Source organism: Vibrio sp. Hal054 (genome assembly GCF_037162405.1).
Classification (GTDB): Bacteria; Pseudomonadota; Gammaproteobacteria; order Enterobacterales; family Vibrionaceae; genus Vibrio; species Vibrio diazotrophicus.
Window position 1 is genome coordinate 2,858,492 of the sequence record NZ_JARLUT010000001.1, and the last position, 13,653, is coordinate 2,872,144.

10 protein-coding genes are annotated in these 13,653 nt (G+C 45.1%); 3 read left to right on the plus strand and 7 right to left on the minus strand.

All coding sequences use genetic code 11. The features are described 5' to 3' along the window. Positions 1-129 precede the first annotated feature (129 nt). The 3 genes from P4S58_RS13335 to P4S58_RS13345 all read left to right on the plus strand — a co-directional run bounded on the left by P4S58_RS13335 (position 130) and on the right by P4S58_RS13345 (position 3,740). Positions 130-2,709: a TRAP transporter permease gene (locus P4S58_RS13335; protein WP_337164250.1), complete on the plus strand. Its 2,580-nt coding sequence runs from the start codon at positions 130-132 to the stop codon at positions 2,707-2,709. 62 nt (positions 2,710-2,771) lie between these two features. Then, positions 2,772-3,212: a universal stress protein gene (locus P4S58_RS13340; protein ID WP_042489276.1), complete on the plus strand. Its 441-nt coding sequence runs from the start codon at positions 2,772-2,774 to the stop codon at positions 3,210-3,212. A gap of 141 nt (positions 3,213-3,353) precedes the next feature. Beyond that, positions 3,354-3,740: a DUF2061 domain-containing protein gene (locus tag P4S58_RS13345; RefSeq protein ID WP_042489278.1), complete on the plus strand. Its 387-nt coding sequence runs from the start codon at positions 3,354-3,356 to the stop codon at positions 3,738-3,740. 43 nt (positions 3,741-3,783) lie between these two features. Here the strand turns inward: P4S58_RS13345 and P4S58_RS13350 are convergent, their stop codons facing one another. The 7 genes from P4S58_RS13350 to P4S58_RS13380 all read right to left on the minus strand — a co-directional run bounded on the left by P4S58_RS13350 (position 3,784) and on the right by P4S58_RS13380 (position 13,653). Then, a complete protein-coding gene (locus P4S58_RS13350) occupies positions 3,784-4,578 on the minus strand; it encodes a glycosyl hydrolase 2 galactose-binding domain-containing protein (RefSeq protein WP_102955316.1) in 795 nt (264 codons plus the stop codon). A 98-nt stretch (positions 4,579-4,676) separates the two neighbouring features. Next, positions 4,677-5,096 carry a ribonuclease E inhibitor RraB gene (rraB, locus tag P4S58_RS13355; protein ID WP_042489287.1) on the minus strand — a complete coding sequence of 140 codons (420 nt, stop codon included), beginning with the start codon at positions 5,094-5,096 and terminating at the stop codon, positions 4,677-4,679. A gap of 213 nt (positions 5,097-5,309) precedes the next feature. After that, positions 5,310-6,755 (minus strand): metalloprotease TldD, encoded by a 1,446-nt coding sequence (tldD, locus tag P4S58_RS13360; protein ID WP_337164252.1) that lies wholly within the window; start codon positions 6,753-6,755, stop codon positions 5,310-5,312. A gap of 27 nt (positions 6,756-6,782) precedes the next feature. Beyond that, entirely contained in the window at positions 6,783-7,616 is an 834-nt protein-coding gene (locus tag P4S58_RS13365) for a carbon-nitrogen hydrolase family protein (RefSeq protein ID WP_337164253.1), read from the minus strand. A 46-nt stretch (positions 7,617-7,662) separates the two neighbouring features. After that, positions 7,663-11,547, minus strand: coding sequence for a YhdP family protein (locus P4S58_RS13370; RefSeq protein WP_337164255.1), 3,885 nt, complete (start codon positions 11,545-11,547; stop codon positions 7,663-7,665). Between the two features lie 11 nt (positions 11,548-11,558). Then, the gene (gene rng, locus P4S58_RS13375) at positions 11,559-13,028 is read right to left on the minus strand and encodes a ribonuclease G (protein WP_042489298.1); all 1,470 of its coding nucleotides are present in this window, start codon (positions 13,026-13,028) and stop codon (positions 11,559-11,561) included. Positions 13,029-13,053: 25 nt separating this feature from the next. Then, entirely contained in the window at positions 13,054-13,653 is a 600-nt protein-coding gene (locus P4S58_RS13380) for a Maf family protein (RefSeq protein WP_337164256.1), read from the minus strand.

The window sequence follows — 13,653 nt, forward strand, 5'->3', positions numbered from 1 at the left end:
CGACAATAAGGAGGCTTAGAGCCTCCTTATTGTTAATCACTATTTACGTTCAATATTTTGGGTTTTCACTCATATTTAGAAAACCTCTCTTCGTTGTAACTCTTTACCATCATTAAAAGGATAATGTACATGACGCAGACAAATTCTCCGTCTCAAGATGTGCAAGAGATGGTCGCACAAGCGGATACAGGCGCCAGAAACCCAAGTGGTATTCCGGGTCGCATTTTGTGGTTTGTGCCACTATGTTGGTCATTGTTCCAGCTTTGGTACGCATCTCCGTTACCGTTCATTTTTAACTTCGGCGTACTTAACGATACTCAAGCAAGAGCGATTCATTTATCGTTTGCTGTCTTTCTTGCCTTTACAGCCTATCCGGCTCTAAAGAACTCTTCACGAGACCGAATCCCGCTTATTGACTGGGTATTCGCACTTGTAGGTAGCTTTTGTGCTTCATATATTTATATCTTCTACGCACAGTTAGCTGGTCGCTCAGGTGCTCCAACGTTGCTTGATGTAGTTACCGCATCTGCCGGTATGCTATTGCTGCTGGAAGCAACTCGCCGAGCACTTGGTCCACCGTTAATGGCGGTTGCTGCGGTATTCTTGTTTTACACCTTTGCTGGCCCATATATGCCAGAGGTTATTGCTCACAAAGGTGCGAGCTTAAATAAAGCAATGTCTCACCTATGGCTAACAACAGAAGGTGTGTTCGGTGTAGCTTTAGGTGTTTCTACCTCATTTGTATTCCTGTTCGTGCTCTTTGGTGCAATGCTGGAAAGAGCAGGTGCTGGTTCATACTTCATTAAAGTTGCTTTCTCTTTATTAGGTCACATGCGCGGCGGCCCAGCAAAAGCGGCTGTTGTTGCATCCGGTTTATCAGGACTGGTTTCTGGTTCATCGATTGCCAACGTTGTGACAACAGGTACGTTTACTATTCCTCTAATGAAGAAAGTTGGCTTCCCAGCTTCCAAAGCAGGCGCTGTCGAAGTTGCTGCCTCAACCAATGGTCAGCTAACGCCGCCGATCATGGGTGCAGCTGCATTCTTAATGGTGGAATACGTCGGTATTTCTTATGTTGAAGTTATCAAAGCAGCGTTATTACCAGCACTTATCTCATACATCGCTTTGATCTACATAGTTCACTTAGAAGCATGCAAGGCAGGTATGCAAGGTCTACCAAGACGACACTCTTCGACATTCTTACAAAGCATGCTCTCTTTCACCGGAACTATTCTGGCTATCTGTGTCATTAGTGCGGTGGTCTATTACGGGATTGGCTGGACAAAAGATGTTTTCGGCTCAGCAGCGACAGTGTTAGTGGGCATCGCCTTACTTGCTTCTTATGTTGCACTGGTTAAGGTATCTGCAAAGCATGCCAAAGATGGTGGATTTGATCTTGACGAAGATATCCTAGAGATCCCTGATGTTGGTCCAACAGTAAAATCTGGTCTGCACTTTCTATTACCGATTGTTGTTTTAGTTTGGTGTTTAACCGTTGAACGTTTTTCTCCGGGCTTGTCTGCGTTTTGGGCAACCGTCTTTATGATGTTCATTCTGCTGACACAACGTCCGCTAATGGCAGTGTTTAACCAATCGAATGATGCGGCTGAACAAGCAAAAGTAGGTGTTGTCGATTTGCTTGAAAGTTTAGTGTCTGGTGCTCGAAACATGATTGGTATCGGGGTTGCAACCGCAGCTGCCGGCACGGTCGTGGGTGTGGTAACGCTGACAGGTATTGGTCTTGTGATGACAGACTTCGTTGAGTTCATCTCAGGCGGTAGCGTGATTATGATGCTACTGTTTACTGCTGTGATCAGCCTGATTTTAGGTATGGGCTTACCAACAACAGCAAACTACATTGTGGTTTCAACGCTGATGGCTCCGGTTATCGTCACCCTTGGTGCTCAGCACGGATTAATCATCCCACTTATCGCCGTTCACTTGTTTGTGTTCTATTTCGGTATTTTGGCTGATGATACACCACCTGTAGGTCTGGCTGCATTTGCCGCAGCTGCAATTGCTAAGTCCGATCCAATTCGTACCGGTATTCAAGGTTTTACCTACGACATACGAACCGCCATTTTGCCGTTTATGTTTGTATTCAACACCCAGTTACTGTTAATGGGTATTGATACGTGGTGGCATCTTGGACTAACCATCATCTCATCCATTATCGCGATGTTACTATTCTCAGCCGCGACACAAGGTTGGTGGTTTACCAAGACAAAATGGTGGGAAGTTGTTGCTCTGCTCGCTTTGACATTTACATTCTTCCGTCCGGGTTTCTGGTGGGATATGGTTTACCCAGCACAAGAAGAGCATCCAGGTATAGAACTTGCTCAAATCGTAGAACAGACGCCAATTGGTGAGCCTGTACAACTGCTGGTTGCTGGTGAAACCATTGAAGGCGACTTTGTATCTAAGACGGTACTACTGCCATTTGACGACAGAGCAGTCACCCCAGAGGAACGTATTTCTTCAATGGGTCTAATGCTCAACAATGATGGTAAAAAAATGATCGTTGATATGGTGGAATTCGGTAGTCCTGCAGAATCAGCAGGTATCGATTTTGGATGGGAAATTGAATCGATCATTATTGATAGTGAACGACCAATGAAAGAATGGGTATTCCTTCCTGCTCTACTACTGACAGTGCTACTTGGCTGGAATCAACGAAGAAGAGCGAAAAAAGAGCAAGTTATAGCCTAACCCTTCGTCTGGCTAATCCATTAACGGAATAGCCAGACATTATCACTCAGAGAAATAACATTATGTATAAAAACATTCTTGTTCCTGTTGATTTAAATGAGCACGGTTTCTGTGACAAGGCTGTTGAACATGCGGTTTGGCATGCAAAACAGAACAACGCTAAAGTTCATCTGCTCAATGTTCTGCCTGGCATTCACATGTCGATGGTTGCTACCTACTTCCCTAAAGAAGCAGCAAAGCAAATGAAAGAAGATGTGAAACAGCAACTGAAAAAATTTGCACAGCAGTTCAGCACTGACGGCGTTGAATTTGAAGTGTATGTTGCAGAAGGGAAAGCTTATAGCACCATTCTTGATTACGCTAAAAAGGTTCACGCAGATCTGATTATCATGCCAAGTCACAAACGATCTCGAATCGATAAAGTGGTATTAGGTTCTGTCGCCAGCAAAGTTGTTGAAAACTCCCCTGTCAATGTACTGGTTATCAAACCAACGGGTCTATAAAAGCTTAACAATAGAAAAAGGCGCTCAATGCGCCTTTTTTGTTAGTTTTTGCCTATCACAGTAATTCAAAAATACCACTAGCGTTAATGCGAATAGTTATCAATAATAAACCCAACAAAGAGAGACAAGGTTGGGCACTTTATGAAAAAGACTATCAGTTTTGCAGCATTACATTTCAGCATTGCATTTACCGTTGCATACGTACTGACAGGCGACATCATTCTAGGTAGCCTGATCGCAATGCTTGAGCCAATGGTGAACACCGTAGCATTCTACTTCCACGAGAAAGTTTGGGACAGACACGCTCCGCTACAGCGCTATGCTCATAACCCAAGAATCAAAACCATGAGCTTTGCTGTTATTCACTACACAGTGGCATTTAATGTGGCCTACATGCTAACAGGTAGCTGGTTAATTGGCGGCGTTATGGCACTGATTGAGCCAAGTTTTAACACTTGTGCTTACTACTTCCATGAAAAATTCTGGCAAAGTAAAGCCGATCATAATCACTGGCAATGTGTTCACTAAGATAAAACCCCAACTCTAAGAGCTGGGGCTTTTGGTTTCTACTCTATACGAAGTGAGTCACGCAAAACTCTCTAGATAGACCGAGCTGGCACACTTTTCTCTGCCCATCCAACTGGATGCTTAACTCATAAAGATCTTTCGGATTTGGATTAGCTTTGTCGTAATACTTCGGGGCGTCGACCTGAAACAGTGCACTGACATGGTCACTACGGATGTCAATTGGCAGCTGATACGTCATGCCATCAAACTTGACCGCTGCTGATACTAGACCCGGAGAGAACGTAGTGAAGTGCAAATTCACCAGCAACTCACAACCACCACCGTAGTGCCAGATTTGTTCTGTAGTGACAGCACCTAAACGTACATGACGGATAAATTGCAAATAAGGCTCACACCATATGCCTATTCTGTCATCGTACTTATTCACCTCTTCACTCAACAAACAGACTTCAGCGTCTTCTTCATCCAGCAGGCAATCTTCATCTTGTTCCAGAAAGAGGATCTCAAAACGATTTTTTCCCAGTGTTAGTTGCGGAAGAATATCTTTTCGATAGACCTTCTGAGAGCCGTCACAGTCAAACAGAGCGACACCGTTCAAACGGACTTCCGCATGATAATCGATCCCCTCCAGAACAAGGTCGACGGCTCCGAAGTTCAACATGCTCTCATCGACTTCAATATCGTGCATGAGGTGCCATTCCTGATGTGCAATTTCGTCTTCAGACAAAGTTTGAGGTAACACAGCACTGAGTGGGGACGGAAAAGTGATATCGTCCTGCGGTATGGATAAATCGGTGAGCGGTGAAAGTTGCCATAAACCGGCGAGAGAAAGCTGCATAATATTCTTATTGAATGATTTTCTTTTAGAAGAGTTGGCACCATTTAAACATAGTGGCAATAAAAAATACCAGCCTAGGCTGGTATCTATATTAAGACTTACTCTTCATCATCGTCTTCATCTTCGTCAGGGTACAAGGCATCTTCGCCCTCGTAGTAAGTACCCCACCCGTCATAGATGATGTCGTATTTTTCAGCTAGATTAACCAGTTTTTCAACTTGAGCGTCGATCGCTGCTGGATCAAGAGCAGACTGCATAGTTGCATCAAAGCACAGCAGTTTGCTGCCGTCTTCATCTTCTGCTTCTTCAGCTTCAAGAACTTCAAAGCCCATTTTAAAAGCTTCAACAGCAGCTTTTTCTAGCTTTTCGAAATCTTCAGCGAAAAAGTGGTGTTCAATCTCATACAGCGCTTCAGGATCACTGCCATCTTCCAGCAGTGCTTGAATGATTTCGCGAGTATCTTCCTTTTGAATTTCTAGGAAGTCTTCCACTGATAGATAATCATCTTGTTGAGGCATAAAAATGTGCTCCAAAGTGTACAAAAAGGGTATCAATTTAATTGCGCGCAATATCGCATGGATCGTTGCGAATTACCACCTGCATGACGATCTTAAAACGATCTTTCTGGGAATACACAATTTATTGCTAACAAGTCATTCTCTGTTAACAAGCAACAAAGCCTACAATATTCCATAGGCTTTGATTTAATGCTCACTATTTGGAGGACACGGTTATTCCGTGCCACCCACTGTCAACGCATCCAGTTTCAGTGTCGGCTGACCAACACCTACAGGCACACTTTGTCCAGCCTTGCCGCACACACCAACACCACGGTCAATGCTCAGGTCATTACCCACCATAGAGACTTGCTGCATTGCTTCAATACCAGAGCCAATTAAGGTTGCGCCTTTAATTGGGCGAGTCACTTTACCGTTTTCAATTAAGTAAGCTTCTGATGCTGAAAACACGAACTTACCGGAAGTGATATCAACCTGACCACCACCGAAGTTAGGCGCATACACCCCTTTCTTAACCGTAGAAATGATCTCTTCAGGAGTATGTTGACCCGGCAGCATGTAAGTGTTGGTCATGCGAGGCATTGGCAGATGAGCGTAAGACTCACGGCGGCCGTTACCCGTTGGAGCAACACCCATTAAACGCGCGTTGAGCTTATCTTGCATATAGCCTTTAAGAACGCCGTTCTCGATAAGAACATTGTATTGACCATTCACACCTTCATCGTCCACGTTCAGTGAACCACGAAGATCTTTCAAAGTGCCATCATCGACAATAGTACAAAGATCGGAGGTCACCTTCTGTCCGATTTTTCCAGAGAATACTGATGACTCTTTACGGTTGAAGTCGCCTTCTAGACCATGGCCTACCGCTTCATGCAGTAGAACACCCGGCCAACCAGAGCCTAATACCACTGGCATAGTGCCCGCAGGTGCTGCATCAGCTTCTAGGTTAACCAGTGCCTGACGGATCGCTTCATCAGCATAAGCAAAAACGATCTTCTGTCCGTTCTCTTCATTTAAGAAATAGTCGTAGGTAAAACGGCCACCGCCACCAGCACTGCCGCGTTCACGGCGATCGCCACGTTGCGCTAATACGCTGATAGATAAACGAACTAATGGACGAATATCGCCAGCATAAGTACCGTCTGTCGCCGCAACTAACACTTGTTCATGCACGCCACTCAGGCTAACAGAGACTTCTTGAACGAGTGGTTCTTTGGTGCGGATGTAAGCATCTATCTGCTGTAGTAATTCTGTTTTCTTCTGTTTTTCCCAGCTTTCTAATGGGTTAACAGCCGCATAGTAGGTTTGGTTACTATTACGCTTAAAGGCTTGTACAGAAGCATTCTTCCCTTGTTCCGCAATACCGCGCGCGGCAATCGCACTTTGCTGTAAACCTTCTAACTGGATTTGGTCGGAATACGCGAAACCTGTTTTCTCGCCAGTGACAGCTCGCACACCCACACCACAGTCGATGTTGAATGAACCATCTTTGATAATGCTGTCTTCTAAAATCAAAGACTCATGCCAGCTAGACTGGAAATAAATATCTGCATAATCAATCTGGCGGGTTGCGATGCTCGACAGAGTATCGGCAATATCTTGCTCAGTAAGCCCTGCCGGTTTTAATAATGCTTCTTCAATGCGGGTTATACTCATGTTTAGCTCTTTTTCTCTATAAATTGCTTATGAAAGAATAAATTGATTGCGAAAGCGTGTGTGGGCACTAATAGGCATAGCAGCACGCACACTCTCTATTTGTTCTAACTCGATATCAACAATCAGACTTGCAGCATCTTGCTCTAGTGAAGCAATGATCTCACCCCAAGGACTGATCACCATTGAGTGTCCCCAAGTTTCTCTTCCGCAAGCATGATGGCCACCTTGACCAACTGCGATAACCCAACACTGGTTTTCTATCGCACGAGCCCTTAGAAGAACTTCCCAATGCGCCTTACCAGTTACGGCAGTAAACGCAGCAGGTACCAACAGTATCTGGGCTCCTAATCGACGTAATTCTGCATACAGATTAGGGAAACGAACATCATAACAGATGGACAATCCCAGCTTAGCAAAGGGCGTTTCTGCCACAACGATATCGTTACCCGGCGTAAACGTTTCTGATTCACGATAACGCTTGTGGCCATCAGCAACGTTAACATCAAACATGTGCAGCTTATCATAGTGAGCCACAATATGACCTTGCGGATTAAACAGAACGGATGTGGTAGTCACGCCTTGAGTCTCCGCTGAAGTTCGGCGAATCGGCATACTACCGATGAGAACCCAAACCTGCTGCTCTACAGCTAAGCGCGATAGTCTTGCCTGAATAGGCCCATCACCCAGTTCTTCAGCACTGTTGTGGTAATCCTCTTTGTTACCAAACACTACCGCATTTTCTGGGGTAACCACCCATTTAGCACCTTGCTTTGCCAGCAGTCTGGTTTGCTGTTCAATATAAGTGAGATTCTCATTCACATCCGAGCTGGATGTCATTTGAATTAAACCAATACGTTCCATGTAAATAGCCCAACCTACTTTTGTCTGACTTACTTGGTTCTATAACTTATTTTGCGAGATCTCTAAGTTTTTTCGGCAATTTAAATTCACCGCGACTACGAGAAAGTTCTTTTACTGTCGGTGAATCCATCGGACCTTTCACCTCATAATTTACTTCGGTGAAAACTTCGACCACAGGTGCTATCACCGTGGTAATCGCCAACACATACAACGCCGTCTGTGGCGTTACCGCAAATGCGGTCAGTACCGGAATACCAGAAGTAATGTCCGGTACAAAGTTAACTTCTGCATCTACGGTACGAGTGTTGAGATCCGCTAATCCTTTAATGGTCATGTCACCAGCAATGGCATCCATCTTTATATCATTGGTAACAAAGATGCCTTTATCAACCTCACCGCTGCCGGTGATCGAATCAAAGGCCATGCCTTTATCGAATACATCGCTGAAATCGAGCTGCATTTTACGAATGATAGAGTCTAAGCTGAACAGACCCAGAAACTTAGCAGCGCCGCTGACATCGGATATTACCCCTTTACCCAGCTCCGTTTTTACATTGCCTTGAACGGTATTGACCTTCATCGACCAAGGAGCGCCATCCCATTGCAAGTCACTCCACATGTTGAACGAGGCTTTCTGAATTCCTGAACTGATACCGAATCGTTCCATCAGGTCGCTGTTATTTTCACCCTGAACTTCAAACTTTAGCTTAGTGTGGCTGGTTGTGTCAGTCAGTGTCCAGTCTCCACTCATATGAACAGTATTAGTACCACTCACCACATCCACTTTTTTCCACTCCAGAGTGTTGCCTCTACGCTGGAAATCCATATTCACTTTGCCAACTTTATAACCTTGCAGCCAAAAGTCGTTAATGACCAGAGTAAGATTTGGCATCAGGCGATGAAACTCTCGGTCAAACTCAGAAATCAGAGGATCCGATTGTTTAGTATGCGCCGCCAATAAAGGCTTAGGCTGTTCTTCGTCTAACGATGGAACAAACACATGCAGACGATCGAAAGAGACCGATAAATCATAAGGCTGAATGTAATTGGCTTGCCCTTTTGCTTCTTGGCTTTCTAAGTTCATAACCCAGCCAAGGCCTTTCTGACGTGCATTAAAGTCAACATCGTGCCACTCAATCTCGGCAAGAGTCAGTTCTTGAGTTTTTAGATCGACACGTTGCGGAACTGGAATCTCCGGAGTGTTCATTTTATCTAGACTTGACTTGCCCGCTTTAGCAACAGGCACATCATTCATCACAGCAATCCAGTCATCTAAGTTAAATCGGTCAAGACGAACCTGAGCATGGTGCCCAACAACTGGACTGATTTTAAAACCACCTTGACCAAGCACTAAGTTGGTCGCTGTTAACACTGGCGTTTTAGGTCTGATATCAATCTCAGCCTGATACTTGGCTTGAGGAAGCTGAAGACGCGCAGTAATCGATTCCTGATTCCCCGAAGCCTGCAGATTCGCTTTGCCCGCTGTTTTCGTTTTCTTTGCCAATGGGTACGGGTATTCACTCGCAACCATTTTCAGGTCTGCGGTACTGTCTATCTGGTAAGTAAAGCCAACATCGTTTAACTGCAAAGCCACACTGGTTTGCCACGGTGCGTGACCTTTCAGACGCTTGAGCCAACGTTCTCCAACATAAGGCACCAGAGGTTTCACATCCCAGTCACCGATAACATCAATGTTTACCGCATAACCTTGAGGCGTACTTTCGCCCTGAAAATCAAAGGAGATCGGTTGTTTTAACAACTTGGATGACAAGCCCGCAGCGGTAATCACATCGTTGTCGAAGTTAATGCGACCGGATACCAAATCCAACATCATTGGTGGAGCATCAATATCCACATGATTTTTTGATAATTCAGCCCAACCCCAAGCGCGAGGTTCTTTGTCTCGGGTAAACGGAATATTTAACTGAAACTCAGAAGTAACTTCACCGCTCACTTGAACGGCGTTAAGCGCCGCACCCACAGAATCAACCAGCGGTGTCGCCGTCATATACGCTCGAACGGCATTCCCTTCCGCCACAGCACTGGCTTCAATCTCGATATAACCATCCGGTGCTAAACTTGGGATTCGCCCTGTGATTCGTTTGGCGTTCACATCCATTAACGTCGCCGCATTTGAATCTAAATACATGGCATCGTTTTCAAACAACAAATCCAATTGCAGATTAGTGATCGTCGGCCAAGCGGTATCAAAACTAAACTTACCTTCTTTCAGTCCGACCCATGCCTGAAATACACCATTATGATCCTGATACGGAAATGAGCCTAAATCGCCATACCAAATCAGTTTGGCGGTATCGACTCGACCACCTTGAATGGCGGTAGACAAGTAGTCGGTCAAGTCATCCCCCAGCGCAAGAGTTGGCAAATAACGCCAAGTTTCACCCGCGTTATAAGCATCCGCTTCTAGATAAAATGACAAGAATGGACTTTTATCGTGAGGAAAATCGAGACGAAATGCGCCTAATGCCTGCAAGTCAGGAGTAGCAACAGTGACTTTATCAGCCCAAAGTGACCAGCCTTCACTGTCTGTTTGCCAAACTAAATTCACATCACCATGACGAATGTTCAGTGGCGCCTGAAACACATCGCCATACGGCAAGGTATCATCAATCAAGGTGGCATGGATTTTTGCAATATCAGCAGAACCGCTAATCTTTGCCTGAAGTTGATGCACTTCAGGAAGTAAATACCATTGTGCGATTCGACCATCCGTTAGCTGCGCAGAATAACGCAATGAGTCGATGCTTTGTCCCATAGAAACTCGGATATCTTCCAATAATCCGCCCGGTTTCAAGTCATTAATCAGTTTGGTAGATTGCTGAGAATTTGGCATCAAAGCCGCTAGAGGCAAGAGCGTTTCTACATCTATTTGAGAAAAATTTAACGTCCAACCTTCCGGTTGCCAATCAAGAGCAACATCGAGATCTGGCCAAGCTGTATCATTGGTACGCAGCTGCAAAGAGTGGGCATTAACCTGCCACCCTTTGTCAGCAGGCATTAGCTTAACAATGCCAGACTCCAGTAAGAGTTCGTTGGTACTGCCTTCTTCCCCCCAGATAAGCTCTGACGGTTTCAGCTCAACGTAGCCATCAACGGGTTGATTGTGATTCAGGGTCATCCACGCGTTAAAGCTTACTCTTCCGCGCTCAATACCTGTTTCTTCCTTCAGGTAACGAGTTAACCAAGGGGTAACGCGCAGATTGTCGGCACTCGCATAGAAATCACCAGAAATATCAAGCAGTGAGCCATGGTCTTCAAAGTCAGCACTTACTAACAGAGAGTTGATATTAGCATCCGCTAAGCTCACTTCACCTTCTGCAAAATGGTGAGAACCTTTGTTCCGCCAACGCAACTTAGCGATATCAAGCTGTCGAATTTCGCCTGTCATTGTCTGGTACAAAATTGTTGAGTTAAGAAGCGAAAAATTATCAAGTTGGCGTAAGAACAGGTCGTCCAGCAGTTGCACAACTTGTCCTTCATTGCTCGCGTCAGAGCTATCGTCGCGATCAGAAGTTGCAATGCGGTTCCAGTCTATGGAACTGATATCCAACTTCATGCCATGAATGCTCATATCCGCTATCACCGGCTGGCGATTTAGCAGAGACTGAAATAAGTCAAATTCGATATCAATTTGCTGAGTAGATATGTGGATTTTACTGCTTACGGGAAGTTCCGCTCTTACAGCTTTGAGAGCGAGTGAAGGGTGCGTGTTTTTCCAAAAACCACGCACATCGGTCACTTTAAACTGTATGTTGGTTTGCTGAGTCGCCCAGCGCTCGATTTCACTTTGGTAGCGATTCATTTCAGGCAGCAGTACCCGCAAAGCAGTTACCACAACAGCCAATAACACCAATAGGCTAACAATAAGCCATAAAATAAATCGCCCAAGGCGGGTAAAGGTTGAGCTCACTCAATATCCTTTTACATCATCACAACATCAAATTGTTCTTGGATATACAGAGGTTCCGCTTGAATACGAACTTCTTTACCAATAAACAGCTCCAGCTCAGCAAGCGCATGAGACTCATCGCCTTGCAAAGTCTCTGCCACTGCCGGAGATGCGTACACAACAAACTTGTCTGAGTCGTAGGCTCGGTTCACTCGCGTAATTTCACGCAGTATTTCAAAGCAAACCGTTTCAACGGTTTTCACCGCTCCACGACCTTCACAAGTTGGACAAGTAGAACACAGAACATGTTCAATACTTTCTCGTGTACGTTTACGAGTCATCTCAACTAATCCCAACTGCGTAAATCCGTTGATATTCGTTTTGACTCGGTCTTTGCTGAGCGCAGCTTCCAGCGAAGCAAGTACTCGCTTGCGGTGATCATCGGAAGCCATATCGATAAAGTCGATGATGATGATGCCGCCCAGATTTCGTAAACGCAGCTGGCGAGCAATAGCCTGTGTTGCTTCGATGTTGGTGTTGAATATGGTCTCTTCGAGATTACGGCGGCCGACAAAAGCGCCGGTGTTGATATCAACCGTCGTCATGGCTTCAGTCTGATCGATAATCAGATAACCGCCAGATTTAAGCTCGACTTTACGCTCCAAAGAACGTTGAATTTCGTTCTCCGTGTCGTACATATCGAAAATGGGTTTATCACCTTCGTATAGCTCAAGTTTGTCGGTCAGCTCTGGAACGAACTCGGACGTGAACTCTTTGAGGTTTTCGAATTCCAGACGTGAATCAACCAAGATGCTGGTCAGTTCTGTGCCGACAAAATCACGAATAATACGTTGAGACAGCCCAGGTTCACCGTACAGCGTTGAACGAGTTTTGTATTTCGCACGACGCTCCATGACTTTAACCCAGAGGCGTTTGAGGAAAGCCGCATCTTGCGCCAATTCTTTTTCGTCCGCACCTTCAGCCGCGGTACGAATGATGAATCCACCATTCTCGTCGCAATACTGTGCCACTACTGCTTTTAGGCGATTACGTTCAGCTTCACTTTCAATTCGCTGAGAAACACCTACGTGCGCAGAACCCGGCATATAGACCAAGTAACGCGATGGTAAAGTGATATCTGTGGTTAAACGGGCACCTTTGGTTCCCAAAGGATCTTTCACTACTTGCACAACAATATCCTGACCTTGGCGAACCAATTCAGAAATATCGCGCACTTGGAACTGTTGTTTTTCATTTTCCGCCACACATTCTGTGTGAGGAACGATATCTGAAGCGTGTAAAAAAGCTGCTTTGTCTAGGCCAATATCCACAAAAGCCGCTTGCATACCGGGTAGAACTCGACTGACTTTACCCTTGTAGATGTTTCCGACAATGCCTCTTTTTGCTTCACGTTCAATATGGATCTCTTGAAGGACTCCACCTTCGATCATTGCCACCCGTGTTTCACTCGGTGTGACATTCAAGATCAACTCTGCACTCATGAGCGCACCTCAATTTTTAATAATACTAAAATATAAATTCGTGCAAGAGCTGGTCAGTTTCATAGAGCGGTAATCCCACCACTGCGTGGTAGCTACCTTCAATCCTAGTTACAAATCGCCCACCCAATCCTTGAATGCCATAACTGCCAGCTTTATCGCAAGGCTCACCACTTTGCCAATATTGTTCTATTTCTTGCTCTGACAAGGGTTTGAACCATACATCTGTGGTCACGACCACAGAACGATGTTTTTCTTTTGCAGCGACCGTCACGGCCGTCATTACTTGATGCTGAGTCCCCGAAAGATACTCAAGCATCTCTTTGGCGTGAGAAAAGTTTTGTGGCTTTTCTAATACGCGATTGTCTTGAACCACTATTGTGTCCGAGCCTAAAACCACATAGTCCTGCTCGTTCACATTAAGATTAGCCGCGTTTTGCTTAGCCAATTCTAGGCCAGCTAGAGCCTTATCGCGGGACAAACGTTCTACATATTGAACGGGAGATTCACCGTCTAAACGCTTCTCTTCAACATTTGGGACTAACATGTCAAACTTATATCCCAATTGAGAGAGTAGTTCTCGGCGTCTAGGTGAACCAGACGACAGAATTAATCGTTGTTTGTTCAT